Annotated in this window: 25 protein-coding genes, 1 tRNA gene and 1 pseudogene; 13 read left to right on the forward strand and 14 right to left on the reverse strand. The window is 63.7% G+C overall.

Translation table 11 applies throughout. The features are described from left to right. Position 1 precedes the first annotated feature (1 nt). The 4 genes from I6F35_RS27840 to I6F35_RS27855 form a co-directional block, all read right to left on the reverse strand. A complete protein-coding gene (locus tag I6F35_RS27840) occupies positions 2-529 on the reverse strand; it encodes a hypothetical protein (protein ID WP_225120862.1) in 528 nt (175 codons plus the stop codon). Further along, complete coding sequence (locus I6F35_RS27845) at positions 526-927, reverse strand: SRPBCC family protein (protein ID WP_225120863.1); 402 nt, start codon at positions 925-927, stop codon at positions 526-528. Before I6F35_RS27845 ends, I6F35_RS27840 begins: the two co-directional genes overlap by 4 nt. 129 nt (positions 928-1,056) lie before the next feature. Next, entirely contained in the window at positions 1,057-1,416 is a 360-nt protein-coding gene (locus I6F35_RS27850) for a VOC family protein (RefSeq protein ID WP_225120864.1), read from the reverse strand. 55 nt (positions 1,417-1,471) lie between these two features. Continuing rightward, entirely contained in the window at positions 1,472-2,311 is an 840-nt protein-coding gene (locus I6F35_RS27855; RefSeq protein WP_225120865.1) for an AraC family transcriptional regulator, read from the reverse strand. Positions 2,312-2,649: 338 nt separating this feature from the next. Here I6F35_RS27855 and I6F35_RS27860 point away from each other — a divergent pair. Continuing rightward, positions 2,650-2,723 (forward strand) — tRNA-Gly (locus tag I6F35_RS27860). A gap of 216 nt (positions 2,724-2,939) precedes the next feature. Continuing rightward, positions 2,940-4,274, forward strand: coding sequence for an FAD-dependent monooxygenase (locus I6F35_RS27865; protein WP_225120866.1), 1,335 nt, complete (start codon positions 2,940-2,942; stop codon positions 4,272-4,274). A gap of 51 nt (positions 4,275-4,325) precedes the next feature. Here I6F35_RS27865 and I6F35_RS27870 read toward each other — a convergent pair whose 3' ends face one another. The 4 genes from I6F35_RS27870 to I6F35_RS27885 form a co-directional block, all read right to left on the reverse strand. Then, positions 4,326-5,858 (reverse strand): aldehyde dehydrogenase family protein, encoded by a 1,533-nt coding sequence (locus tag I6F35_RS27870; RefSeq protein ID WP_346283201.1) that lies wholly within the window; start codon positions 5,856-5,858, stop codon positions 4,326-4,328. A 135-nt stretch (positions 5,859-5,993) separates the two neighbouring features. Further along, positions 5,994-7,052, reverse strand: a complete 1,059-nt coding sequence (locus I6F35_RS27875; protein ID WP_225120867.1) for a class I SAM-dependent methyltransferase — start codon at positions 7,050-7,052, stop codon at positions 5,994-5,996. 280 nt (positions 7,053-7,332) lie between these two features. Continuing rightward, positions 7,333-7,698 (reverse strand): nuclear transport factor 2 family protein, encoded by a 366-nt coding sequence (locus I6F35_RS27880; protein ID WP_225120868.1) that lies wholly within the window; start codon positions 7,696-7,698, stop codon positions 7,333-7,335. Positions 7,699-7,884: 186 nt separating this feature from the next. Next, positions 7,885-8,100, reverse strand: a complete 216-nt coding sequence (locus tag I6F35_RS27885) for a ChaB family protein (RefSeq protein WP_225120869.1) — start codon at positions 8,098-8,100, stop codon at positions 7,885-7,887. Between the two features lie 234 nt (positions 8,101-8,334). Here I6F35_RS27885 and I6F35_RS27890 point away from each other — a divergent pair, with 234 nt between their 5' ends. Then, a complete protein-coding gene (locus tag I6F35_RS27890) occupies positions 8,335-9,378 on the forward strand; it encodes an alpha/beta fold hydrolase (protein WP_225120899.1) in 1,044 nt (347 codons plus the stop codon). 64 nt (positions 9,379-9,442) lie between these two features. Here I6F35_RS27890 and I6F35_RS27895 read toward each other — a convergent pair whose 3' ends face one another. Then, positions 9,443-10,279, reverse strand: coding sequence for a universal stress protein (locus I6F35_RS27895; protein ID WP_225120870.1), 837 nt, complete (start codon positions 10,277-10,279; stop codon positions 9,443-9,445). A 217-nt stretch (positions 10,280-10,496) separates the two neighbouring features. Between I6F35_RS27895 and I6F35_RS27900 the strand changes: the two genes are divergently transcribed. From I6F35_RS27900 to glk, 3 genes and pseudogenes are all read left to right on the forward strand, one after another. Beyond that, positions 10,497-10,952, forward strand: a complete 456-nt coding sequence (locus I6F35_RS27900; protein ID WP_225120871.1) for a CBS domain-containing protein — start codon at positions 10,497-10,499, stop codon at positions 10,950-10,952. 32 nt (positions 10,953-10,984) lie between these two features. After that, a pseudogene (locus tag I6F35_RS27905) lies at positions 10,985-11,134 on the forward strand (beta-glucosidase); the annotation flags it as partial. Between the two features lie 48 nt (positions 11,135-11,182). After that, positions 11,183-12,151, forward strand: a complete 969-nt coding sequence (glk, locus tag I6F35_RS27910; RefSeq protein ID WP_225120872.1) for a glucokinase — start codon at positions 11,183-11,185, stop codon at positions 12,149-12,151. Positions 12,152-12,243: 92 nt separating this feature from the next. Here the strand turns inward: glk and I6F35_RS27915 are convergent, their stop codons facing one another. Both I6F35_RS27915 and I6F35_RS27920 read right to left on the reverse strand, forming a co-directional pair. Continuing rightward, the gene (locus I6F35_RS27915; RefSeq protein ID WP_225120873.1) at positions 12,244-12,594 is read right to left on the reverse strand and encodes a RidA family protein; all 351 of its coding nucleotides are present in this window, start codon (positions 12,592-12,594) and stop codon (positions 12,244-12,246) included. Between the two features lie 64 nt (positions 12,595-12,658). After that, a complete protein-coding gene (locus I6F35_RS27920) occupies positions 12,659-14,317 on the reverse strand; it encodes an FAD-binding dehydrogenase (protein WP_225120874.1) in 1,659 nt (552 codons plus the stop codon). Between the two features lie 277 nt (positions 14,318-14,594). On the opposite strand from I6F35_RS27920, the gene I6F35_RS27925 reads away from it, so the two are divergent. From I6F35_RS27925 to I6F35_RS27945, 5 genes are all read left to right on the forward strand, one after another. After that, positions 14,595-15,059 (forward strand): hypothetical protein, encoded by a 465-nt coding sequence (locus I6F35_RS27925; RefSeq protein WP_225120875.1) that lies wholly within the window; start codon positions 14,595-14,597, stop codon positions 15,057-15,059. 286 nt (positions 15,060-15,345) lie between these two features. Beyond that, positions 15,346-15,480, forward strand: a complete 135-nt coding sequence (locus I6F35_RS27930; protein WP_346283202.1) for a hypothetical protein — start codon at positions 15,346-15,348, stop codon at positions 15,478-15,480. A gap of 21 nt (positions 15,481-15,501) precedes the next feature. Beyond that, the gene (locus I6F35_RS27935; protein ID WP_225120877.1) at positions 15,502-16,092 is read left to right on the forward strand and encodes an SCO family protein; all 591 of its coding nucleotides are present in this window, start codon (positions 15,502-15,504) and stop codon (positions 16,090-16,092) included. Positions 16,093-16,166: 74 nt separating this feature from the next. Further along, positions 16,167-17,090 (forward strand): transporter substrate-binding domain-containing protein, encoded by a 924-nt coding sequence (locus I6F35_RS27940; RefSeq protein WP_225120878.1) that lies wholly within the window; start codon positions 16,167-16,169, stop codon positions 17,088-17,090. Positions 17,091-17,253: 163 nt separating this feature from the next. Beyond that, entirely contained in the window at positions 17,254-18,894 is a 1,641-nt protein-coding gene (locus I6F35_RS27945) for a lysine--tRNA ligase (protein WP_225120879.1), read from the forward strand. A 227-nt stretch (positions 18,895-19,121) separates the two neighbouring features. Here the strand turns inward: I6F35_RS27945 and I6F35_RS27950 are convergent, their stop codons facing one another. Then, complete coding sequence (locus tag I6F35_RS27950) at positions 19,122-19,607, reverse strand: cupin domain-containing protein (protein WP_225120880.1); 486 nt, start codon at positions 19,605-19,607, stop codon at positions 19,122-19,124. A gap of 15 nt (positions 19,608-19,622) precedes the next feature. Then, positions 19,623-20,564, reverse strand: a complete 942-nt coding sequence (locus tag I6F35_RS27955; RefSeq protein ID WP_225120881.1) for a 2-dehydropantoate 2-reductase — start codon at positions 20,562-20,564, stop codon at positions 19,623-19,625. Between the two features lie 233 nt (positions 20,565-20,797). Here I6F35_RS27955 and I6F35_RS27960 point away from each other — a divergent pair, with 233 nt between their 5' ends. Beyond that, a complete protein-coding gene (locus tag I6F35_RS27960) occupies positions 20,798-21,580 on the forward strand; it encodes a class II aldolase/adducin family protein (RefSeq protein WP_225120882.1) in 783 nt (260 codons plus the stop codon). Positions 21,581-21,723: 143 nt separating this feature from the next. Here I6F35_RS27960 and I6F35_RS27965 read toward each other — a convergent pair whose 3' ends face one another. After that, complete coding sequence (locus I6F35_RS27965) at positions 21,724-22,935, reverse strand: NAD(P)/FAD-dependent oxidoreductase (protein WP_225120900.1); 1,212 nt, start codon at positions 22,933-22,935, stop codon at positions 21,724-21,726. 613 nt (positions 22,936-23,548) lie between these two features. Here I6F35_RS27965 and I6F35_RS27970 point away from each other — a divergent pair. After that, entirely contained in the window at positions 23,549-24,082 is a 534-nt protein-coding gene (locus I6F35_RS27970) for a nucleotide-binding protein (protein WP_225120883.1), read from the forward strand.

A 24,082-nucleotide genomic window follows, 5' to 3' on the forward strand; every position in this document is an offset into this window, starting at 1 on the left:
GTCAGGGCACCCGGCGGGCCGTGAACTCCACGTTGGGACGCCATGTCGCGCCCTGGTCGGCGGAGACTTCTCCGCGCCATTCGAACGAATTTGGCGTGATCTGTGAAAAGCTCCAGCGCACCAATTGTCCATCCGGCCGCGTGCCGAGCTGCACGATGTCAGCGCCCTCGGCGCGGCCGATCATCTGCAGGAACGTGCGCGTTACCGGATCGCTCCACTGAATGCGCCAGGCATCGAGCTCGGGATCGTAGATCCTCAGCGTGGTGCCATAGGAATTGGCGTTGGCGGCGGCATCGGCTCGGCGCAACGCGCCGCGCGACGGCACGATCCAGACATCCTGGATCGCGCGGCCCTCCAGCGCCCAACCAAAGTGCCACTCACCCTTGCGCTGACGCTTCGTGCCGTCCTCGGCGATATGGGTGACGTCGAGATCCCAGGAGCCGACGAAGCGGCCGTAGAGATCCATCTTGCCGGCGCGGTCGGGTGAAGGTCCGTCCGCGCCGAGCGCTTCGAGAAGCGGATCCATCATGCCGCGTCCCGCCCGAGCTTTTTCTGCATCGCGCTGACGCCGAGATCCATCTGCGAGGAGATGTAGGGCGCGATATCGTTCGGCAGCACATCGGCGATCCACGTCACGCGGCTGCGCAAGTCGCCGTCGGCAAACACCTGCACGGACGCGCTGTGCTGCTTCAGCCGCTCGCTCGCGACGGCATAGACCAGCCGCCGGCGTGCATCGTCGCAATCGACCAGCAGTTCACGCGCGACCGTGCCATTGGCGAAAGTGACGATCCGCGCGTCGCCATCGAGCCTGGTGTCGAGCACGAAGCCCGGCACCAGCCGCGTATGCAGCGCGCCGAAATCGCGTAATGCATCCCAGACCTGGTCGGGATGTGCGTCGATGATGAATTCCTTGTGGATGGAAGCCATGGCGTGAGTCCTCTATGCATGTGGGGTTCGTCATTGCGAGGAGCGAAGCGACGAAGCAATCCATGCCTCCGCAAGTGGCACCGTGGATTGCTTCGCTCCGCTCGCAATGACGGCGGAGATGACGGTTGGTTACGTGCACACCGCCTCGACATTGTTGCCGTCGGGATCGATCAGGAACGCGGCGTAATAGGTCGGGCTGTAGTCCTTGCGGTGGCCGGCCGCGCCGTTGTCGCGCCCGCCGGCTTTCAAGCCTTCGCTGTGGAATTTCTTGATCGCGTCATGGTCTGGCGCGCGGAACGCGACATGGGCGCCAGCATCATTCTTGCCCTTGTGCAGGTGCAGCCACAGCGCCGGCTTGCCCTTCGGGCCGAAACCGGCGCCGCTGTCGTCGCGCGAGCACAGGACATAGCCGAGCGGGGCAAGCGCCGCGGTGTAGAAACGCACGCTGACGTCGAGGTCGCCGACGCGCAGGCCGATATGATCGTACATGGCTGTTCTCCAGTGCTTAGGCGCATCCGATGACGCGCGACTGGAGGGAGGCTAGCTAGTGCAGCGCCAGCCGTTCTTGGAAAATCTTGCGGTCGCCCCGCGAGGCCTTGCGGAACGCCTGCGGCGAGACGCCGGCGGCGCGATGGAAGGTGCGCACGAAATTGGAGAGATCGCCGAAGCCGACGTCGTAGGCGATCTCGGTGATCTGGCTGTCGTCATCGGCGAGCCGTCGCGCTGCGTGGCGCAGCCGCGATCGCACCAGATATTGATGCGGCGTCACGCCGAGCACGTCCGAGAACAGCCTGAGGAAATGAAACGTGCTGATGCCGGCCTGTTCCGCCGCATCGTCCAGGGCGATATCCCGATGCGAATGCGCGTCGATCCACAGCGCGGCCTCGACCGCGCGGCGGCGGTCGCGCAGGCCGGCCGTCACCGGCCTCGCCGCGCGTGCCGACACCACCTCGATGAAGCGGCTGGCCAGGAGATGTCCGGCCTCGTCGAGGCCGATGTCGCTGTTGCCATCTGCTGCCGTTTGCGCGAGTTCTCCCAGCACCATCAATTCCGGTAACGGCGGCACCGACCCGATCTGCCAGACCGCGCGGCTGTCGCCGATCGCCTGCACCAGTTCCGGATGCAGGTAGAACGACAGGCATATGTCGCCGCCGACGTGGTCATGGGTGCAGGTGTATTCGTCGCCGGGATGGCCGACCAGGATCGCGCCGGTCACCAGCTCATGGAAACGGCCGCGGCATTGGCAGCCGAAGCTGCCCTGGCGGACATAGGAGATCGAATGTGCATGATATTGTTCGGCAAACGGTTTCTCGCCGGGCACCGCGGTGCAGCGGAACTCGTTCACGGCTATGCGCTCACGCTGCAACAGTGGCGTTCGGATCATGAAGCAGACTTAGCGATGCGCCCGGGGCGGTGCAACCGGCAGCAGCATATCGAACAGGGGCCGGCCTGCCATCGGATGTGTGCCTTCCAGCGACAACGCCGCCGCTTGGAAGCCGCACGCCAACGATGCCGGCCTCGCCCCACGCGATGCCGCACTGGCCGAGTGCGTGTCAAAAATGGTGTACCCGCGCCCCGCCATGACGCCCGCCAGCCCCGCAACAACCATAACACCGTCGCGCTCGCCGGCACCTGGAATCTTGACCTTTCCGTTAAGAAGAATGCGAGACTTGGCTTGGCGGCAGCCTCGGTCTCGGCTAATCAGGAGGGACGGCGCGATCCGCGGGCGTAGTTCAATGGTAGAACGGCAGCTTCCCAAGCTGCATACGAGGGTTCGATTCCCTTCGCCCGCTCCAGCCCCACCCAATAGATCTCCTTAGACAGGCCCGTATCAGGTCATCGGTGTCGGTTGGCTCACAGAGGAGCAGGCCGACGTCTCACCAGCGAAATGCGCTCTCGCGGGATCAGCACGCCGCCCCTGTTGCAATTGAAACCAAGAACTTCGTGACCCGAAACACTCCCGTAGCGCGATTGCGACCACATGGCTCGGAAGCAAATTGTGAGGAGCGAACATGGGTCGCCATTTGGGACAGTGCGCCGTCGTGATCGGAGCCGGAATTGGCGGCTTGTCGGCAGCCGGAGCGCTTGCCTCCTATTTCAAGGAAATCGTCGTTCTCGAGCGCGACACCCTTCCAGCCTCGGCGATTTCACGCGCGGGCACTCCCCAGGATCGGCATCCGCATCTTCTGTTAGCCGGCGGACTGCAAGCGCTCGGAGACATCCTTCCGGGCTTCGAGAAGGATCTTGCCAGGGCTGGCGCCGTTTCCATCAACGTCTTTCGAGACATCCGGTACGAGCGCGCGGATGTCGGTGCTCTGCCGCAGCGTGATTGTGGCGAGGCGATCCTCTCTGCCTCGCGGCCGCTGATCGAGCACGTGCTGCGTCGTCGGGTGGCCGCGATCGCCAACGTCGCATTGCGATCGCAATGCCGCGTGACGGAGATTGTGCCGGATGCGACCCGGCAGTCGGTAAGGTTCGTGAGCGGCGCAGGAGAGATCGCCGCTGTCGAGGCGGATCTCGTGGTGGACGCATCCGGCCGCGGCGCGCCGACGCTCGGCTTGCTGAGCGCGCTCGGCTGGGAACGGCCGCCCGAGACCACTGTCGGTGTCGACATCAGCTATACGACCGCCCTTCTTCAGCCTGAAGGTAAATCGTCGGATTGGCAAATCCTCGTCACATTGCCCGATCCGCGCTCTTCGGTGTTGGCCGGTTTGATCTTGCCCATCGAAGGTGGGCGCTGGCTTGTCGCGCTTTCCCAGCACGGCGCACCGGAACGCCCGGAGACCTGGGAGGACTTTCTGGCCCTCTCGCGTCAACTGAATACGCCGATGATCTACAACGCAATTTGCAAACTCGCGCCACCCGATGGCTTACGACACTTCGTGTTTGATGAGAGTCGCTGGCGACATTTCGAGCAGCTCCAGAGGCTTCCACGCGGAATTCTGCCGGTGGCAGACTCGCTCTGTCGGTTCAATCCGATCTACGGGCAGGGCATGTCTGTCGCGGCGCAGCAGGCAAAGCTGCTATGTGAGGTTCTGGATCGTGTTGCCGCGGAGGCGAACCCGATCGAGGCACTCCAGGCGGAGTTCTTGTCCGAAGTAGGTTCGCTGCTTCAAGCGCCCTGGAACATGGGCGTGAACGCCGACTTCGCCTATCCCGGCACACGGGGCGAACGCCCGGAGCGCTACGAGGAAAGCAGACAGTTCGAAGCCGCCCTCTTCCGAGCTGTCGCGGCCGATCCGGTGGTCCAGAGGGCGTTCTCGGACGTCCTGCAGCTCATCAAGCCGTTTGAACTCCTGCAGGATCCTGACATCCGGCGGCGAATCGAGGCCAATGCCATGGCGTAAGATGCGTGATCTCATCCGCCTGGTTTTCGGCTGCGTGTTGCTTCGGCGGCCTCAGCCGACGTCGAATTTGACGCCCTGTGCCAACGGCAGTTCGCGGGAATAGTTGATGGTGTTGGTCGCCCGTCTCATGTAGCCGCGCCAGGCGTCGGAGCCGGATTCGCGACCGCCGCCGGTTTCCTTCTCGCCGCCGAAGGCGCCGCCGATTTCGGCGCCGGACGGGCCGATATTGACGTTGGCGATGCCGCAATCCGATCCGACCGCGGACAAGAACGTCTCGGCCTCGCGGATGTCGGTCGTGAAGATCGACGATGCGAGCCCCTGCGGCACCGCATTGTGGCTCGCGATCGCCTCGGCAAGATCGCGATAGCGCATCACATAGAGGATCGGCGCGAACGTCTCGCGCGGCACCGGACCGATCTGCGCCGGCATCTCGACCAAGGCGGGCGCAACGTAATAGGCGTCCTTTGATTGATGCTCCACACGTGTCCCGCCATGCACCTTGCCGCCGAGCGAGGTTGCCTCATCCAGCGCGCGGGTCATGGCATCGAAGGCGGCCGCATCGATCAGCGGGCCGACCAGCGTCGTCGGCTCGCGCGGGTCGCCGATCGTGACGGACCGATAGACGCGGCTGAGCTTCCGCACGAAATCATCGGCGATGCTTTCGTGCACGAACAGACGGCGCAGCGACGTGCAGCGCTGTCCGGCGGTGCCCATCGCGGAGAACGCGATGCTGCGCAAGGCGAGATCCTGATCGGCGGAGGGCGTGACGATCGCGGCATTGTTGCCGCCGAGTTCGAGAATCGCCCGACCGAAGCGCGCGGCGACGCGCGGGCCCACCTGCTTGCCCATCCGTGTCGATCCGGTGGCGGAGACGATCGCAACGTCAGGGTGATCGACCAGAACCTCGCCCACCGCACGGTCGCCCTGCACCAGTTGGGAGAGACCCTGCGGCGCGCCGCCGAACCGCGCCAGCGCACGCTCGACGATCGCCTGCACCGCACAGGCGGTCAGCGGCGTTTTCTCCGATGGCTTCCACACCACCGCATCGCCGCAGACCAGGGCGAGCGCTGCATTCCAGCACCACACCGCGACCGGAAAGTTGAACGCGGTGATGATGCCGCACACGCCGGCCGGATGCCAGGTCTCCATCATCCGATGACCGGGCCGTTCGGATGCGATCGTCAATCCGTAAAGCTGGCGCGACAGCCCGACGGCAAAGTCGCAGATGTCGATCATCTCCTGCACCTCGCCGAGCCCCTCGGAGAGGATCTTGCCGGCCTCGATCGTCACCAGCCGCCCGAGCAGTTCCTTCGAGCCGCGCAGCTCCTCGCCGAGCAGGCGAACCAGTTCGCCCCGACGCGGGGCAGGAACGGTTCGCCATGCCAGGAACGCACTGTGCGCGCGAGCAATCGCCGCACGCGTGTCATCTTCGCTTGCAGATTTGAGGCGTCCAATGACCTGCCCGTCAATCGGCGAGCGGGCGATCAGCCCGCCCTCAGTGACGAAGGCCGGCGCAGCCTGCAACCTCTTCAACAGCTCAATGGCTTCGTCGGCAACGGCGGAGCCTGGCGTGGCGGTGCTCATGGCGGATGTCCCTGGACCAGCGGTCGTGCATGCGAATGCCTGCCCGATCCGCGAGCAAGTCCGCAAGCGGTTGTCCGCGTCAAGTCCACCCCGCCGCCGCGCGAGAAAAATTTCGCGCGGCGGCGCTCTGCGCTGCTATGGCCGCGCTTCCAGGATCAGGTTGAACGGCGTTTCGGTGGCGCGCCGGAACCGGCTGAAGCCGGCCTCGCGGGCAATCTCGCGAAGCCTGGCCTCGCCGGCCTGCGCGCCCAGTGCGAGCCCGACCTCTTGGTCGAGGGACGCCGGCGTGCAGACCATCGTCGAGGCCGCATAATAGACCCGCCCGATCGGATTGAGATTGTCCTCCAGCCGGTCGTTGGCGAAGGGCTCGACCAGCATGCAGGTGCCGTCATCGGCCATGGTGCTGCGGGTATGCTTGAGTGCCCCGACCGGGTCGCCCATGTCGTGCAGGCAGTCGAAGAAGCACACGAGATCGTAGCCGTTGGCCGGAAAACTCTTCGCGGTATGGGTCTCGAAGCGCATGCGATCGGACAGTCCCGCATCCCGCGCCTGCTCGCGCGCGGCCTGGATCGAGCCCTCGTGATAGTCGAACCCGAAGAATGTGGACTTCGGGAACGCCTCTGCCATCAGGCGGGTCGATATGCCATGGCCGCAACCGACATCGGCCACCTTCGCGCCACGCTCGAGCTTGTCCATGACGCCCTCCAGCGCGGGAAGCCATTCCTGCACCAGATGATGCTTGTAGCCGGTGCGGAAGAAGCGCGCCGTTCCGCAGAACAGGCACTCGCTGCGCTTGTTCCAGCCGACGCCCTTGCCGGTCTTGAACGCGTCGGAGATCTTCTGCTCATCGAGGAACGTGGCCGCCACGACGTTGCCGACCGCGCCCAGGAAAACCGGGCTGTCGTCGTCGGCCAGCGCCATGGCCTGTTCTGGCAGCATCGAGAACTTTCCGGATTCGGTGTCATATTCGACGTAGCCAGAGGCGGCTTGCGCCGACAGCCACTCGCGCACATAGCGCTCCGCGGTGCCTGTCGCCTTCGCCAGTTCGGAAGAGTTCATCGGCCCCTTCTCGGCCAGCGCCTTGTAAAGGCCGAGCCTGTCGCCAAGCAGCATCAGCGACGCGTTCATCGCGGCGCCAATGTCGCCGATCATCTTTCCCATGAACAAGTTCAGGCGGTCATTATCGACTTCCATGATATGCCTCCATTGAAAATTGTCTTGCACCGAAACCGTAACCCCGACGCCGCGGAAGCGGACGTTGCATGATGCAACGCCGCCTCGTCGCAGCGCCGGGGTGATGGTAAGGCCGTTTCGGGGCGGGGAGTGAGGCGTTACGTCTCACGACGCCGGGATCACTGTCACAAGCGCGCGAGCGCCCCGGGTCATAGTGACGCGCGCCAGTCTTCCGTCGTGGTCGTGCATGGCAGTGAGGCTGACGGATGTTCGTCAGCCTCACCGCCATGCACCGTTTGCATCACGCGCCCTGTGGCACCTGGTCGAGAAAGCCGGTGATGCTCTGGATGCGGCTGTCCTTCAGCACCGCGAAATCCGTGCCCTTGATCGGGCTGTCGATGCCATCGGGACCGAGCCCCCAGGAAAAGCGGAGATGGTCGCCGAAACCGTCGGGTTCGCCGATCAGCCTGAACCTGAAGGCCGGAAATTTTTCCTGAACGCCCGCTATCAGTGCATCGACGCCCTCGTGGCCGTCACCGCTCATCAGCGGATCGGCATAGCGTGCATCCGCGGTCCAGTTCTCGGCCAGCATCTCGCGGCGCCGGCTCGGCGTGCGCTCGTTCCATAGCTCGATATAGCGGCTTGCAATGGTCTTGTGGTCGGTCATCCTGCTCTCCTTCGATAGCGTCGGGTGGATCGGCTGATGCGCACTATCGGAGCTTCGCGTGAGCTGATCGATTACCTCCGAGGTCATCACCTGCCGCTTGGAAATCGGCGGTCGGCGGTGCGAAACCCGATCAGGTGCCGGTCGTTGGTTTCGCGCTTGAGCGACAGGAACGAAAATCTTCAAATTCTAGATGTCGGAGCGCAGGATCCAATGATCGCCAAGCTTCTCATAGGATCGCTTCACTGCCGCCCAGGCGGTCCGGTGCGCGATCTCCTCTTGCCGGATGTCGCCCGCATGCGCGGCAAAGGAATGGTTGAAGGCCTCGCGATAGATGTCCTGCGCATGCGACGGCAGATGGCTGCGAACCGGAAATGGCAGATCTGCATTCGAGCGATAGGGCATCGACAACTCCCTGGGCCAGCCCGCTCTGGCCAGCACCAGCATGGCGATTCTATATTCTTCTGTGCTTGATCGAGGTCAAATCTTTAGCCGTTGCCTGCCCGACCATAGCGAGCAAAGGGGTGAATGCGCTTGAGCGAAAAGCCTGAACCACCGGAAGAGAGGCTAGGCACTGATTGGGCGGTGCAGGCCATGCTGTGGCCCGTGGCGGCCACCCGATTGGCGCTGGAAGCCTACATGCATTGGTTCGCGAAGGGCGAGCCTGCGCCGTCCGAGCCGCAAAGCGAGGAGGCGCTGTCCTGGACGACACCGAGCGTGATCGCGCTGCAGCTTGCTTCGATGCGGCTGCGGGATTTCTCACGAGGGCGCAAGGGTCCGCCGCTACTGATCTGCGCGCCGTTTTCGCTGCACGAGGCCTTGATCGCCGATTTCGCACCTGGTCATAGCCTGGTGGAGGCGCTGCAGCAGGGCGGCATGGACCGCATCTATGTTACCGACTGGTGCTCGGCCACGCCTGAGATGCGCTATCTGTCGATCGACAGCTATCTCGCCGATCTCAATGTGGCGGTCGACGAAATCGGCGCGCCGATCGATCTCATCGGCCTGTGCCAGGGCGGGTGGCTGTCATTGATCTATGCCGCGCGTTTCCCGCACAAGGTGCGGCGGCTCGTGCTCGCCGGTGCGCCGGTCGACGTTTCCGTGCCCTCGGAGCTGTCGCGGATGGTGGCCGGCGTGCCGAAGGAAGCGTTCGACGAGCTGGTGCGCCAGGGCGAGGGTATCGTGAGCGGCAAGCACACGCTTCGCTTCTGGAGCATGCCGCTCACATTGCATGACGTCGAAGCGGCGTTGCAAATTCATGTCGGCGATGGATGCGAGCAAGACGATGCGCTGCTGGAGCGCTTCGAGCGCTGGGATCGCAAGCTGCTGGATCTGCCGGGTACCTTCTATCTCGAGGCGACCAACTGGATCTTCCGCGAGAACCGCATCGCCGAGGGAAGCTTCATCGCGCTCGGCCGCAGGATCGATCTCGCCGAGGTGACGGCGCCGGTCTTCCTGCTCGCGGGAGAGAGGGACAATGTCGTGCCGCTCGAGCAGGCGTTCGCCACGGCGCGCCTGCTCGGCACGCCGCCGCAATGGCTGGAGCAGGCCTCCGAACCATGCGGCCATCTCGGCCTTTTCATGGGACGTGAGAGCTTGAGCTGTTCATGGCGCCGGATCGTTCGCTGGCTCCAGGCCGGTGATGACGATGTCGCAAAGCCAAGACCCAGGATCAGTGCGTGAAACTGGGGTATCACTGACCCTTGCAAATGACGGGCGGCAAATGGCGTGATGCCAGCCCGCAAGATCAATGCGACATCAGCGTCGGCACCGTCATGCTCTGGAGCATCTCGCGGGTGACGCCGCCGAGCAGCCGTTCCTGCAGGCGCGAATGCCCGTAACCGCCCATCACCAGCAGATCGAGGCCTTCGTCGGCCGCGATGGACAGGATGGCCGGCTGGACTTCGGAGTGCGAGGCCGGGAAGGCCACGACTTTGGCCGGCAGTCCAAGCCGCGCCAGATACTGGACCAGGCTTTGCGGGCTCGCCTCGTCCGGGATCGAGCGGGGATTGCCGATGGAAATGATCGTGAGCGCGCCGGCGTGCCGCAGCAGCGGCATGGCATCCCGCAGCGCACGGCTGGCGAGGCGGCTTCCGTCCCAGCAAATGCCGATGCGGCGCGCCGCAAACGCGCCGCGGAACGTATAGGGCATGAACAATACCGGGCCGCCTGATTGGAACAGGATCTCCTGCGGCACGTCGTTGTCAAACGTATCGCGTTCGGGTTCCGGCTGCAGGACGACGGTGAGGTCGTGAAGCCGGGCGCTGGCGGTGGCAATCGTGATCGCCTCGCCCGGCGTCGCGCTCGTCGTACGGCAAGTGAACGATATACCCGCGTGCTCCGCCTCGACCTCGAAAACGCGCATCGCGGCCTCTGCGCGCTCGAGCGCGCGATGCCGGGTTTCTTCGACGATCATGGCGACCGCAGCGCCGCCCGCCGCGGCGATCGGAACATTTGCGGTTTCGTAGGCGACCGCCAGCGCGTCGAGGTGGGCGCCATACGCCATGGTCAACAGCACGGCACCGTCGATCACCGGCCGCGCCGGACGTTCGGAAGGGATCAGCACCAGCACGTTCTTGAACATCGTCCTTCTCCCCCACAATTGGTGGCCATCCGCGTAAATTGGATGCGGCCATAAGAGCACGACGGTCGATCGACGTCTTGATCCAGGTCAGAAGGTGCCGTCGTCATTTTGACGCACATCAAGACCCGGCGGGCTCGTCGGTGCAGGGTAGAGTTTCGGTTCTGGTTGCTTCAGACCGAAGCGAGCCGGCGCCACTTCGCCCTGTTGGAGAGAAACAATGCTGGCAACGGATGTCATGCGAACCTGGTTCGCCACCATAAAGCCGAACGCGCCGCTGCTCGATGCCGTCCACCTGCTCCTGGAAACGGGCCAGCGTGGCTTGCCTGTGATCGATGATAATGGATCCCTGGTCGGCATTATCTCTGAAGGCGACTTCCTTCACCGCCAGGAATTGGGCGTGACCGGCCCCGCCGGGTTCTTGCTCGAATTGATGCTTGGAAGAGCGGAAGGTCATCTGATGCACGAGCGAACACACGCGCTGCGAGTGGACGCCGTCATGACGCGGGATCCCGTGCGCGTGGATGAAACGGCAACCGTCGACGATATCGTCACGCGGATGGACGCGCACCAGATCTCGCAGGTGCTGGTGGTCCGCGGCGGCAAGCCGATCGGAATCGTTGGCCGGACGCAGTTGCTCGTCGCGCTCGAACGCTGTTTGAACAGGCCGCACTGACGAAAGCGCAGTCCTTAGAGGGCGATTGGCATCGTTTCCGCCCACTCTATGTTGATTACGCCACGCAGCGGCGGATTCCCAAAGTCCGCGCGCGGTGGTACTCGGACCTCATCGCCGCTATCAGGCGGACGCGGATCGGAACCGGCAAACGGCTAACCGAGGTCGTGGCGGCGAAAGGCTAGGCGGAGACCCACCCGCGCACTGACCGCAATTCGACAGGAACGGAGGCAATGACCGGGATCAATCAAGCATTGCTCGCCGATATCGGCGGCACCAACGCGCGTTTTGCGCTTCTCAGGGATGGTGAGATCGGCCCCATCGAACACGTCAAGGTCGCCGACTACCCGACGTCGGCGGACGCCATAACGGCCTTCCTCGCCCGTCATGCAACCAGTGGCGCCGCCACGGCGGCGATCTTCGGCATCGCCGGCCCGATCGAGAACAACCGCGTCGTACTGACCAACAGCCCGTGGATGTTCGATGCCGCCAATCTGCGCCAGCAGTTCGCTTTTTCGGCCGTGCATCTCCTCAATGATTTCGAGGCGCTGGCCTGGTCGCTGCCGGCACTCGGGGCGTCCGATCTGGTGTCGCTCGGTAGCCAAACGCCGATCGCCGGCGCTCCCATGCTCGTGGTCGGTCCGGGGACCGGTTTTGGTGCATCCTGCCTGGTTCCGTCGAGCAACCCGCCGGTGGCGATCGTCACCGAAGCCGGCCATGCCACCCTGCCAGCGACCTCGGAACGGGAAGAGCAGGTGATCGATCACCTGCGCCGACGCTTCGGTCACGTCTCGATTGAACGGGCGCTATCCGGGTCAGGCCTGACGAATCTCTATGATGCCTTGAATGCCATCGACGGGGCCGGCGCGCCCGAGCGCGACGCGGCCTCGATCACGCAGTCCGCGCTTGATGGCAGTTGCAAGACCAGCCGCGCGGCGCTCGACATGTTCTGCGCGATGCTCGGCATGGTCTGCGGCAATCTGGCGCTGACTTTCGGCGCCCGCGGCGGCGTCTACATCGCCGGTGGCATCGTGCCTCGTTTCGTCGATCATCTGGCAGGATCGAGTTTTGGCGCCTGCTTTACCAGCAAGGGGCGGTTCGAAACCTACCTGCGCGATATTCCGGTCCATGTCATCGTCAGGCCCGACGTCAGTTTCGTCGGGCTCAAGGCGTTCTTCGAGACCAGCGTCGAAGCCGCATGAGCTGTCTCAACGACGGAAGTTGCTCTCAGGCTCGAAGAAGTGCGCGATGCGGCCGCGTGCAACGGCCGACATCGCCATCTCGCAGAATGCGCCTACTTCGCCGCAGTCACCATGATCTCGACATTGTATTGCGGCGCCGCTAGCTTGGCCTCGACGGTGGCGCGCGCCGGCGTGTTGCCCGGCGAGACCCAGCGGTCCCACACCGCGTTCATCTCGGCGAACGTCTTCATGTCGGTGATGTAGATCGTCGTCGTCAGCAGCTTTGATTTGTCGGTGCCGGCCTTTGCCAGATGGCCATCGATGATCGAGAGGATCTCCTCGGTCTGTTTCGTCACGCTTTCACCGGCCGTCTTGTTGGCGACGATGCCGGCCAGGTAAACCGTGTCGCCATGCACGACGACCTGGCTCATCCGCGGCCCGGTTTCAAAACGCTGAATGGTCATATTGTTCTCCCGTTGATTGGCGGGGACTACCTACCGCAGCGGTCAAGCCGTGGCGAGTCGCGATTTATCCCGCCGCCTTCGCCGCCGCGCGTCCCGCATTCCTGCCCGAGAACAGGCAGCCGCCGAGGAAGGTGCCCTCCAGCGAGCGATAGCCATGCATGCCGCCGCCGCCGAACCCTGCGGCTTCGCCGACGGCATAGAGTCCCCTGATGATCTGGCCGTCATGGCCGAACACGCGCGAATCGAGATCGGTCTCGAATCCGCCGAGCGTCTTGCGGGTGAGGATGTTGAGCTTCACCGCGATCAGCGGTCCATGCGCGGGATCGAGGATGCGATGCGGCGCGGCGGTGCGGATCAGGCGGTCGCCGATATATTTGCGCGCATTGTGCAGGTTCATCACCTGCGCGTCCTTCACATAAGGATTGGCGATCTCGCGGTCGCGCGCCTCGATCTGCATCCGGATGTAATCGTGCTTCAACAGATTGTCGCCGGCGAGCTGGTTCATGGCGGCGACCAGGTCCTCGAGCCTGTCGCGCACGATGAAGTCGACGCCGTTCTTCTTGAACGCCTCCACCGGCGCCGGCGCGCCCTTGTTGGTGGCGCGCTTGATCGTCATGCGCCAGCTCTTGCCGGTGAGGTCGGGGTTCTGTTCGGAGCCCGAGAGCGCGAACTCCTTCTTGATGATGCTCTGGGTCAGGATGAACCAGGAATAATCATAGCCGGTGCTCATGATGTAGTGCAGTTGCCCGAGGGTATCGGAGCCGGGAAAGAGCGGCGCCGGCAATCGCGTGCCGGTCGCGTCGAACCACATCGATGACGGGCCGGGCAGGATACGGATGCCGTGCTTCGGCCAGATCGGTGACCAGTTCCGGATGCCCTCGACGTAATGCCACATCCGGTCGCGGTTGATCAGCCGCGCGCCGACCTGCTCGGTGATGCCGATCATGCGGCCGTCGACATGTTCGGGCACGCCGGAGATCATCTGCTTCGGCGGCTCGCCCAGCCGCTTCGGCCAGTTCTGCCGCACCAGGTCGTGATTGCCGCCGATGCCGCCGGAAGCCACGATCACGGCCGGTGCGCGAAGTGAAAACTCGCCGACGATGTTGCGCGACGAGCTTTTGCCGCGCTCCATGCTCGTAGGCTCGAGGATCGCGCCGGTGACGCCGCTGGCGGCGCCGTTCGTCATCTGCAGCGCATCGACGCGATGGCGGAATTTGAAGATCAGCCTGCCGTTCTTCTCGGCTTCGCGCGCGCGGCGCGCGAACGGTTCGACGATGCCGGGTCCGGTGCCCCAGGTGACGTGAAAGCGCGGCACCGAATTGCCATGGCCCATCGCATCATAGCCGCCGCGCTCGGCCCAGCCGACGATCGGAAACAGCCGATGGCCCATCGCGCGCAGCCAGTCGCGTTTCTCGCCCGCGGCGAACGCGACGTAAGCTTCCGCCCAGCGCCGCGGCCAATGGTCCTCATCGCGATCGAAGCCCGCCGTTCCGATCCAGTCCTGCAGCGCGAGATCGTGACTATCCTTGATCCCGAGCCGCCGCTGCTCCGGCGAATCGACCAGGAACAATCCGCCGAACGACCAGAACGCCTGGCCGCCGAGCGATTGCTCGCCTTCCTGCTCGACCACGATGACGCGTTTGCCGGCATCGGCAATCTCCGTTGCGGCAACAAGCCCGGCCAGGCCCGCGCCGACCACGATGACATCCGCGTCCTCAGCCATTTCGCTCCTCCCCCGGTTCCCGCCGGATGAGACCTGTGCGTTCGCGCGCGGTCAACGGCAAATGGGGCTTGCTTGTGGCAAGTGTCCCACGAAGGACACCGTAAGGTTGTTCCAGTTCGGGACCTTCCGTCGGTAAAGTGCAGCGTGCGCGCAACACTCGATTTGAATTTGTTTTGACTGACCCGCGACGGCTGGACAAAAATTCGTCGCCACAACACGCTGGCCAAAGTCTTGCATCACTGAAACCAACAGATTCGATATTCGACTGGGGCAGGCCATGAAGTTGATGACGGGGTTGCTCGCGGCGGTTCTCCTGCTGGCGGGCATGGGGGCTTCGCATGCGGTGGTGCGGATCGCCGACGACCGCGGCGGCAGGATCGGCACTTACGTCGACAGATATCAAGGCCTTCGCAGTTCCGGCGAAACCGTCATCATCGACGGGCTCTGCGCGTCAGCCTGCACCATCGTCCTCGGCGCGGTTCCGCATGATCGGATCTGCGTTACCTCGCATGCCAATCTCGGTTTCCACGCCGCGTGGGATTTCGGCGCCAACGGCCGCGCCGTGACCAATCCCGAAGCCACCCAGATGCTGTATTCGATGTATCCGGCCCCGATCCGCCGCTGGATCGCCTCGCGCGGTGGTCTCACGCCGCGGATGATCTTCCTGCGCGGCAAGGCCCTGCAGGCCATGTTCAGGCCCTGCTATCTCGACGCCCAGGCCTCCGCAAACCGCCCGCGCTGAAGGGGCCCGCCGACAAGGGTGCATGCGGCACATGGTTCGAGACGCGCGGCCTGGCTGCGCTCCTTACCATGAAGGGCGGAGCCAGACCTCATCCTGAGGGGCCGCGAAGCGGCCGTCTCGAAGGATGAAGCCCTGCTCGCGCCACTTGTCTTCCCTTCCGCATGATGTGACGGAGCGCCGCAGCATTGCGCTTGCCGGCTGCCGGAACCGGGCTTATTTCAAGGACATGGTTCAACCGGTTTCCGCCTCGCATGGAATGACCGCGCCCGCTTCGGCACAGGGCAGGGTGGCGTCTGCCATCATCTGGGGCGCCGCGGGCTCGGGCGTGCTCGTGGTGCTCGGCGCGGGCGCGCTCTGGTTCCACTACGGCACGGCGGTGTTCTTCGAGACCATCGCGGCCGGGGTCTCGGCTTGCTTCTGATCCAATAAGAGGAATTTTTTCATGGATCGGACCACCCGCCCGCTCGTGATCGTGGCCGCCTTCGCCGGCAGCCTGGCGGTGGGGCTCTTGCTGCTGTTGTGGACCATGGGCGGCCTGCGCAGCATGAGCGCGCCGTCGGCGATTGGCGGCCCGTTCCAGCTCACCGACCAGGCAGGCCAGACCGTCACCGACAAGAGTCTGCAGGGCAAGCCGACCCTGATCTTCTTCGGTTTCACCCATTGCCCCGACGTCTGCCCGACCTCGCTGTTCGAGATCTCCGAAGTGCTGCGGGCGATGGGCAAGGACGCCGATCGCGTGAACGCCTATTTCGTCTCGGTCGATCCGGAGCGCGACACCACGGCGGCCATGAAGGACTATCTCTCCAGCTTCGACCCGCATTTGAAGGGCCTCACCGGCAACCCTGATGCCATCGCCAAGGTGCTCTCGGCCTACCGCGTCTATGCCAAGAAGGTCCCGCTCAAGGACGGCGACTACACCATGGACCACACCGCGCTGATCTATCTGATGGACCGCGACGGCAAGTTCGTCTCGCCGTTCAACCTGAAACGCAGCCCGGAAGAGGCCGCGGCTGACCTGAAGCGCTATCTCTGAACATTCAGCAGGCCCCTCGCATCGTGCCCCGGATGGTCTATAAGGCCGTCCAAGTCCGCAACATTGCCCGCCAAATGCCAGATCAGACCGCCACGCTCGACATCTCCCGCGCTATCGGCATCATTGCCGGATGGCTGGTGGCAGCAGTGCTGGTGGTCGGCAGCGGCGAGGCGAATGCGCAAACCCCGCAACCCCAAACCCCGCAGTCGCCGAAACCACCTGTCGAGGCGGCCCCGCAGGCCGTGCCCGGTTTCTGGGACCCGCGGCGGCGGCCGGAGCGGCCGGACCTGTCGCGCATCACGGTGATCCGTTTCCTGACCGAGACCGATTACCCGCCGTTCAACTTCACTGGCCCCGACGGCAATCCGGCCGGCTTCAACGTCGACCTGGCGCGGGCGATCTGCGACGAGATCAAGGTCACCTGCACCATCCAGATGCGCCGCTTCGAGACGCTGGTGGACGCGCTCGCCACCAATCGCGGCGACGCCATCATCGCCTCGATGGCGGTGACGCCGCAATTGCGCCAAAGGGTCGATTTCTCCGATCCTTATTATCGCGCGCCGGCCCGCTTCGTGTCGCGGCGCAACGCGGTGATGCCCGAGGTGCGACCGGAATATCTGGAAGGCAAGAAGGTTGGCGTCATCGGCGGCACCTCGCATGAAGCCTATCTGAAGGCGATGTTCACCGACGCCGAGCTCCACGCCTATCCCAACGACGACGCGCTGCGCCAGGCGCTTCGCCGCGGCGAGGTCGATTTCATCTTCGGCGATGCGATCTCGCTGGCGTTCTGGATCAACGGCACCGACTCCGCCGAATGCTGCGCCTTCTCGGGCGGCCCCTTCGTCGAGAGCCGCTTCTTCGGCGAGGGTATCGGTATTGCCGTGCGCAAGGGCAACGACCTGCTCCGGCAGGCGTTGAACTGGGCGCTGTTCCGGCTCTGGGAAAAAGGCCGCTACACCGACCTGTGGCTGCGCTATTTTTCCGTCAGCCCGTTCTAGGAGTTTTCGTACTCCGTCATTCCGGGATGGTCCGAAGGACCAGACCCGGAATCTCGAGATTCCGGGTTCGATGCTGTCGCATCGCCCCGGAATGACTGTGTCTCACCGTCCTTTTGCATTTTGCCGCGGAGGCCGCTAGTTTCCGCGGCCTTTGGAGACCCTGATGTCCGTGATTGACCCAGCCGCAAGCCCGAGCGACCTGCGTGCGCTCGCCGAACAATCCAACGCCTGGCCATTCGAGCAGGCGAAGGCGATTGTCGCGCGGCTGAAAAAGAATCCGAAGGACGAGGTGCTGTTCGAGACCGGCTACGGTCCGTCCGGCCTGCCGCATATCGGCACCTTCGGCGAGGTTGCGCGCACCACCATGGTGCGTCACGCCTTCCGCGTGCTCACCGAGGACAAGATCAGGACGCGCCTGCTCGCCTTCTCCGACGACATGGATGGCCTGCGCAAGGTGCCGGACAATGTCCCGAACAAGGAACTGCTGGAGCAGCATCTCGGCAAGCCGCTGACCAAGGTGCCCGATCCCTTCGGCACGCATCCGAGCTTCGGCGAGCACAACAATGCGCGGCTGCGCGCCTTCCTCGACCAGTTCGGCTTCGACTATGAATTCGCCAGCTCGACCGACTACTACACCTCGGGCCGGTTCGATGCCGCGCTGCTGCGCATGCTGGAGCGGATCGAAAAGGTGATGGCGATCATGCTGCCCTCGCTGCGCGAGGAGCGCGCCGCGAGCTATTCGCCGTTTCTTCCCATCTGCCCGCGCACTGGCCTCGTGCTGTACGTTCCCGTGACCACGCATGACGCCAAGGCCGGCACGATCTCCTATGAAGACCCCGAGACCAAGGAGACGGTCACCGTTCCCGTCACCGGCGGCCGCTGCAAGTTGCAATGGAAGCCGGACTGGGCGATGCGCTGGTATGCGCTCGGCGTTGACTATGAGATGGCCGGCAAGGACCTGATCGATTCGGTGAAGCTGTCGGGCAAGATCTGCTCGGCGCTCGGCGGCACGCCGCCGGAGGGATTCAACTACGAGCTCTTCCTCGACGAGAAGGGCCAGAAGATCTCGAAGTCGAAGGGCAACGGGCTGACCATCGACGAATGGCTGCGCTATGCCTCGCCGGAATCGCTGTCGCTGTTCATGTACCGCGAGCCCAAGGCGGCGAAGCGGCTCTACTTCGACGTGATCCCGCGCAATGTCGACGAATACCAGCAGTTCATCGATGCCTTCCCGCGTCAGGAAGCCCGGCAGCAGTTGCAGAATCCGGCCTGGCACATCCACTCCGGCCACCCGCCGAAGGTGGATATGCCCGTCACCTTCCAGCTTCTGCTCACGCTGGTGTCGTCGTCGAACGCGGAGAATGCCGAGACGCTGTGGGGCTTCATCGGCCGCTATCGCCCGGGCGTGACGCCCGAGACGCATCCGAAGCTGGATGCGATGGTCGGTTATGCCATCAACTACTACCGCGACTTCGTCGCGCCCACCAAGCAGTTCCGCGAGCCGACCGAGAGCGAGCGCGCGGCGCTGCAGGATCTGCGCGATGCGCTGTCGAACATGCCTGCGGACTCCACTGCGGAGGACATCCAGAACGTCGTCTACGAGATCGGCCGCCGCGAGCCGTTCCTCGATCCCGTGAAGAAGGGCAAGGACGGTCGTCCCGGCGTCTCGCTCGACTGGTTCAACATGCTCTACCAGGTCCTGCTCGGCCAGGAGAAGGGCCCGCGCTTCGGCTCCTTTGTCGCGGTCTACGGCGTCCAGAACGCCGTCAACATGATCGACGGCGCATTGGCGCGCTCGTCGTAAGCTTAGTCCGCCGCGCGCAGGACGCGCGAAGAAATCGTCATTGCGAGCGAAGCGAAGCAATCCATCGCGCCGCTTGCGGAGATATGGATTGCTTCGTCGCTTCGCTCCTCGCAATGACGGCAGTAGCCCGGATGAAGCGGAGCGCAACCCGGGGACCCCCGCATCAGATGGCGTCGGCTGTCCCCGGATTGCGCTGCGCTTCATCCGGGCTACGACTCGAAAACGCTCTAAAGCGGCTCACCGCCCTTGGTGGTGAAGCGGTAGCGGCCATCGGGTCCAAGCACCGCATGCATATCGACGTCGGGATAGCTGATCTCGTCAGCTGCGGTGTGGTCACCGATCACGAGCAGCTTCACGTCGCTTGCCGTGCGGTTGACGAAGCGATGCGCATCGCCGGTACCGGCCGGAAAGCCGGCGCACATGCCGGCTCGCAGCACCTGCGCGCCGTCATTGGTCTCCAGCACCACTTCGCCTTCCAGCACGAAGATGAATTCATCCTGGCGCGAATGGGCGTGGCGAAATGAGGACTGTCCTCCCGGGATGATGCGGGTCAGGTTGACGCCGAAATTCTTCAGGTCGGCAAAGTCCCCGAGCCGCCGGTTGTAGCGCGTCTGGTTGGCGGCGCGGTACCGTTCAGGATAGCTGGTGAAATTGCTCTCGCTCACATCGTTTGGATCGAACGCCGGAAGTTTCAATTTGGCTAGCTCACTCATCCTGGTTCGCCCCCTTCATCGAGCATTACATCGAGCATCCCGCAACCCATCGCTGGTCGCGCGCAATAGCGTCAGCAAGAGGCCGTTGAGCGGCGTTGCCACGCCATGTCGTTCGCCGGACGCGACGATCGCGCCGGTGAGCGCGTCGGCTTCGAACGGGCGGCCGGCGAGGCGGTCGAAATACATCGAAGTGCCGGCGTCGGGCGGATAGGTCAGCAGCGTCGCCAGCGTTCGCTCGGCTTCGTCCGGGGCCAGGCGAGCGCCATCGGCGCGCCCGACGGTTACAGTCTCTTCGAGGATGGCAAGGCACAGCGCCTTGACGTCCTCGCGCCGGAACACCGCCTGCCGCTGCAACGTCAGCGCGGTGATCGGATTGGCGACTGCATTGATCAGCAGCTTGCGCCAGGCGCGCGTGGCGAAATCGTCGCTGCGCAGCACCCGCATGCCGGTCCCTTCAAGCAGGGCCTCGAATGCGCGTCCGTCGGCATCATCGGCGACCGTGAATTCATAGTCGCCGGCACGCCGGAAGCGAACGCGGTCCGGCGCCAATCGCTCGCCGTTGTAATAGACGAGTGTAGGCACGATGGTCGCCTGCCCGGCCAGCGGCGCCAGCCGCTCCCTGTGTCCGATGCCGTTCTGCAGCACCGCGATCCGCGTGCCGGCGCCGCAGAGTCTTGCAAGCCAGGGCGCGCTTGTAGCCGTGTCCTGCGCCTTGGTGCAGAACAAGACCCAGTCCACGGGCGCGGCCTGGTCCGGATCGGTCAGGGCGCGAAGCGGAACATCGATCGTGCCTTCGGCGCGCTCGACCACGAGACGATCGAGCGGTCGCCGGACGCAGGCGACAACATCGTGCCGGTCGGCCGCGCGCAACAGGCCTGCGATGATGCCGCCGATGCTTCCGAGCCCGACGACAGCAATGGTCTTGCGACCCGGTTTTCCTTCAGTGCCAGCAGTCATCCGATTCAAATCTCCCCATGTTCACTCTAGGGCCAACATTGCCGGCATTGCCAACTCAAACTGTGCGGCCCAGCGCTACGCGGTCGAAAACCTGCTGCCAACTGCCGCCAATGAACCGCCCCGCGAAATCCGGATAAGTGGCCTACGGTAATTTCAACCGGCCTGCTCGCGAATTTGGGCTAGACTGCGCCGATAACACGCCGCCAGCACAGGCGCTCAAAGGGAGGATCAACATGCAGTTCAGGGTTTCACCGGACACGCTTACCGATCAAGGCGCCGCGGAGTGGCAGGCGCGCGTCGATCTTGCCGCCGCGCACCGGCTCGCGTTCATCCAGGGTTTCAGCGAGGGCATCTTCAATCATCTGACTTTCGTGGTGCCCGGCCGCAGCGACCGCTACTACCAGATACCGTTCGGCATGCATTGGTCGGAGGTGACGGCTTCCTGCTTCATGGAAGTCGGCATCGACGATGCCGAGGTCAAGCGCGGCGAGGGCGAGGTCGAGCGCTCCTGCTATTGCATCCACGCGCCGATCCACAAGGCGCTGCCGCAGGCGAAGGCGGTGTTCCATACTCATATGCCGTTTGCCAGCGCGCTGACCCGGCTCGAGGATCCCCGCATCAAGGAGATCGGCCAGACCGAAGTCGGCATGGCCGGCGAGATCGCCTGTGATGACGAATATACCGGCCCCGCGCTCGACCCCGCCGAAGGCGCACGGCTCGCGACGGTGATCGGCGACAAGACGATCCTGTTCATGGCCAACCACGGCATCTCGACCGTCGGCGAGACCGTCGCCGATGCCTATGACCGGCTCTATTACATCGAGCGCGCCGCGCAGGTGCAGATCTACGCGATGTGGACCGGACAGCCGCTGAAGAAGCTGCCTGCGCCCGTGGTCGAAAAGACCATGCGCGATATCGGCGGCACCAGCCTCTACAAGGGTCCAAGCCCGGCGCAGCGACACTTCGATGCACTGAAGCGCATGCTGGACCGCAAGGAGCCGGACTACGCGACGTAAGGTGAGATTTGCACGACTACGTCCACCCGTCATTGCGAGGAGCGAAGCGACGAAGCAATCCATGTTCCCGCAAGTGGGGGCATGGATTGCTTCGCTTCGCTCGCAATGACGGCATCATCCCATGACCCGACTGAAGTCGAGGCTCACGGCCGCACAGCCGGGGGCGCCTGGAGCGTTGGTGCCGCCGCTGCGAGTATATCTGCGCGATTGCCGGTTCGCGGCGGATAGATCCGCACGTGATTGATGGTCTGCTTGGTCAGTTTGGCGGCCGCCCCGCTCGTGCGCACCTGGCGATCCCATCCTTCCGTGTACAGGGCGCCCCATGCGCCGAGATCGAGCACGGTCACATACCAATCGATATGTAGCGGCAGCATCGGTCGCCCGAACAGGTCGGCGACGACGTTGTGGCCTGCGAAGCGCCCCATCGGTCGGGCGAACTGGCAGGACATCACGGAGGCATGGACGCCGTCCACGAAGCTGCAGGCCACGTCCCCGGCGGCAAAGACGTTCGTTGCCCCGGTCAGGCGCATGAATTGATCGACGATGACTCGACCATATCGGTCCCGTTCGACATCCAGCGTTTCAGCCAGCGGACTTGCGCGCATGCCTGCGCACCACACTACCGTCTGCGTCGGAATGATCTCCCCGGAACTGAGCGTGATCGCGTTCGGCTCGAGCGCAGTTACTTTCACGCCCAGCCGCGTTTCGACCCCGATCGATGAGAGCGCCGCATTGATATCGGGGCGCGCGTTATCCCCGATCGTGACGCCAACTTCGGGGTTGGGGTCGACGAGAATGATGCGTCGATCGCCGGTCACGCCGGCCCGGTCGAGCTTGCCCGGCATCTCGGTCGCGACTTCAATGCCGGTGAAACCGGCGCCGACCACGACCACCGTGGAGCGCGCTTGCGATGGCGCCTCTCCTCCAAGCGCTGCGAGGTGTGCATCGAGCCGGACGGCAGCCGCATAGGTATCCACGTCGAAGCTGTTGGCGGCGAGGCCGGGAATCGCGGGACGCGCCAATTCGCTGCCAAGCGCCAGCACCAGCCGATCGTAAGTCAGAACCTCCCGGCCGTCGCTCGTCGCGATGCTCACTTGCTGTTTGACCGCATCGATCGCTTGCACCTCGGCAACCCGATGAGCGACGTCGATAGGGTCCAATAGTTCGGCAAGCGGGATCGCCGCCTCGCTCAGGTCGACCTCGTAATTGCGAACCCGGATGTTGTGATAGGGATTGCGGTCGATAACGAAAATCTCGACCTCGGCCGCGGGCCCAATCTCATCCCGCTTGCGCGCAGCGCCAATGGCAGCCCAGAGGCCGGCAAACCCCGCACCGAGGACAATAATGCGCGGCATTTTCTCCTCCGAGATTGGTCCGTGAGCTTGTCCTGAAGCGCCACGGCAATCAAGCCCGGACGAGCCGACGCATGTCCCGTATTCCCGGCACCCGGCCTGGCGATTTGCGGAAGTCAGATGCAACAACGTCAAGTAACCGAAATACTCTCCCAGAAACGAGCCGAGCGATGTCACGCATTGGACCACGCACGGAAGTTATGCAAACGCAGGAAGCTCAATTCGGCGCATCGTTTTGAGTCCGTCGGATAAGCTGTGATCCACCTCACACTTGAAAGGCTCTTTCTCGGATATGATTAGTATCATTGAGCCGGGAGCCGATTTCATGAAATCGCTCGATGAACAGGTTACCAAATGCATTGGCCGGTGATGACCTAGCTATTGGCAAGTCGCAACGACGGAGAGGTTCGACAATTCGTCGGATTACGTTTGAGGAGCCGGCGTAAAGCGCAATATCAGGGTGATCCCCGTGCTGGTCGATGGAGCACTCGATGTTACGGTGGCGCGATTTTCGCCGTCGTTCAAGCACTTGCCTGATGCAAAACAATTAGTCCGCAACTGATTTGTGGCGGACTGTGATGACCTGGCTCACCACAACAAACGAGTGGAGCGCTAAATGGTCGATCCCTATGAATACACGGATAGTATTTTGAGGCGATGGGGACCTGGCGGAACAGCCTATGAAGGCGGCCCGAAGCTTCCTGAACCAGGTGATCCCAAGAAAGTGTTTGTCTCCCACGGCCATGACGAGAAAGCAAAAGCGGACGTCGAGTCATTTCTTGAGAACTGCGGTCTCAAGCCTATCATTCTCGCGGATCAGCCTAATGCCGGCCGCGCAATTCTTGAAAAGTTTGAGGCCTACGGGGATGTCGGCTTTGCAATCGTCCTTCTCACAGCCGACGATCTCGGCCGAGCCAAATCCGGCTTTGATACAGATATGCGACCACGAGCGCGCCAAAATGTCATCATGGAGCTAGGCTACTTCATGGCCAAACTCGGAAGGGGCAGGGTATGCGTGCTCCTCCAGACCGGTGTCGAAATTCCTTCTAACATATCGGGCATCGTCGCTATCCGCTATTCCGACGAAAGCAAATGGCAAAATGATCTGAGGCGCGAACTGGAGCATGCTGGATTGAAACTTCAGCCCTAG

The sequence above is a fragment of the Bradyrhizobium sp. BRP22 genome, assembly GCF_020194175.1.
Taxonomy (GTDB): Bacteria; Pseudomonadota; Alphaproteobacteria; order Rhizobiales; family Xanthobacteraceae; genus Bradyrhizobium.

What these genes read in the sequence shown, in the direction of transcription:
- I6F35_RS27840 (WP_225120862.1), bottom strand. Translation starts at nt 529, where the DNA reads ATGATGGATCCGCTTCTCGAAGCGCTCGGCGCGGACGGACCTTCACCC.
- I6F35_RS27845 (WP_225120863.1), bottom strand. Translation starts at nt 927, where the DNA reads ATGGCTTCCATCCACAAGGAATTCATCATCGACGCACATCCCGACCAG.
- I6F35_RS27850 (WP_225120864.1), bottom strand. Translation starts at nt 1,416, where the DNA reads ATGTACGATCATATCGGCCTGCGCGTCGGCGACCTCGACGTCAGCGTG.
- I6F35_RS27855 (WP_225120865.1), bottom strand. Translation starts at nt 2,311, where the DNA reads ATGATCCGAACGCCACTGTTGCAGCGTGAGCGCATAGCCGTGAACGAG.
- I6F35_RS27865 (WP_225120866.1), top strand. Translation starts at nt 2,940, where the DNA reads ATGGGTCGCCATTTGGGACAGTGCGCCGTCGTGATCGGAGCCGGAATT.
- I6F35_RS27870 (WP_346283201.1), bottom strand. Translation starts at nt 5,858, where the DNA reads ATGAGCACCGCCACGCCAGGCTCCGCCGTTGCCGACGAAGCCATTGAG.
- I6F35_RS27875 (WP_225120867.1), bottom strand. Translation starts at nt 7,052, where the DNA reads ATGGAAGTCGATAATGACCGCCTGAACTTGTTCATGGGAAAGATGATC.
- I6F35_RS27880 (WP_225120868.1), bottom strand. Translation starts at nt 7,698, where the DNA reads ATGACCGACCACAAGACCATTGCAAGCCGCTATATCGAGCTATGGAAC.
- I6F35_RS27885 (WP_225120869.1), bottom strand. Translation starts at nt 8,100, where the DNA reads ATGCCCTATCGCTCGAATGCAGATCTGCCATTTCCGGTTCGCAGCCAT.
- I6F35_RS27890 (WP_225120899.1), top strand. Translation starts at nt 8,335, where the DNA reads ATGCATTGGTTCGCGAAGGGCGAGCCTGCGCCGTCCGAGCCGCAAAGC.
- I6F35_RS27895 (WP_225120870.1), bottom strand. Translation starts at nt 10,279, where the DNA reads ATGTTCAAGAACGTGCTGGTGCTGATCCCTTCCGAACGTCCGGCGCGG.
- I6F35_RS27900 (WP_225120871.1), top strand. Translation starts at nt 10,497, where the DNA reads ATGCTGGCAACGGATGTCATGCGAACCTGGTTCGCCACCATAAAGCCG.
- glk (WP_225120872.1), top strand. Translation starts at nt 11,183, where the DNA reads ATGACCGGGATCAATCAAGCATTGCTCGCCGATATCGGCGGCACCAAC.
- I6F35_RS27915 (WP_225120873.1), bottom strand. Translation starts at nt 12,594, where the DNA reads ATGACCATTCAGCGTTTTGAAACCGGGCCGCGGATGAGCCAGGTCGTC.
- I6F35_RS27920 (WP_225120874.1), bottom strand. Translation starts at nt 14,317, where the DNA reads ATGGCTGAGGACGCGGATGTCATCGTGGTCGGCGCGGGCCTGGCCGGG.
- I6F35_RS27925 (WP_225120875.1), top strand. Translation starts at nt 14,595, where the DNA reads ATGAAGTTGATGACGGGGTTGCTCGCGGCGGTTCTCCTGCTGGCGGGC.
- I6F35_RS27935 (WP_225120877.1), top strand. Translation starts at nt 15,502, where the DNA reads ATGGATCGGACCACCCGCCCGCTCGTGATCGTGGCCGCCTTCGCCGGC.
- I6F35_RS27940 (WP_225120878.1), top strand. Translation starts at nt 16,167, where the DNA reads ATGCCAGATCAGACCGCCACGCTCGACATCTCCCGCGCTATCGGCATC.
- I6F35_RS27945 (WP_225120879.1), top strand. Translation starts at nt 17,254, where the DNA reads ATGTCCGTGATTGACCCAGCCGCAAGCCCGAGCGACCTGCGTGCGCTC.
- I6F35_RS27950 (WP_225120880.1), bottom strand. Translation starts at nt 19,607, where the DNA reads ATGAGTGAGCTAGCCAAATTGAAACTTCCGGCGTTCGATCCAAACGAT.
- I6F35_RS27955 (WP_225120881.1), bottom strand. Translation starts at nt 20,564, where the DNA reads ATGACTGCTGGCACTGAAGGAAAACCGGGTCGCAAGACCATTGCTGTC.
- I6F35_RS27960 (WP_225120882.1), top strand. Translation starts at nt 20,798, where the DNA reads ATGCAGTTCAGGGTTTCACCGGACACGCTTACCGATCAAGGCGCCGCG.
- I6F35_RS27965 (WP_225120900.1), bottom strand. Translation starts at nt 22,935, where the DNA reads ATGCCGCGCATTATTGTCCTCGGTGCGGGGTTTGCCGGCCTCTGGGCT.
- I6F35_RS27970 (WP_225120883.1), top strand. Translation starts at nt 23,549, where the DNA reads ATGGTCGATCCCTATGAATACACGGATAGTATTTTGAGGCGATGGGGA.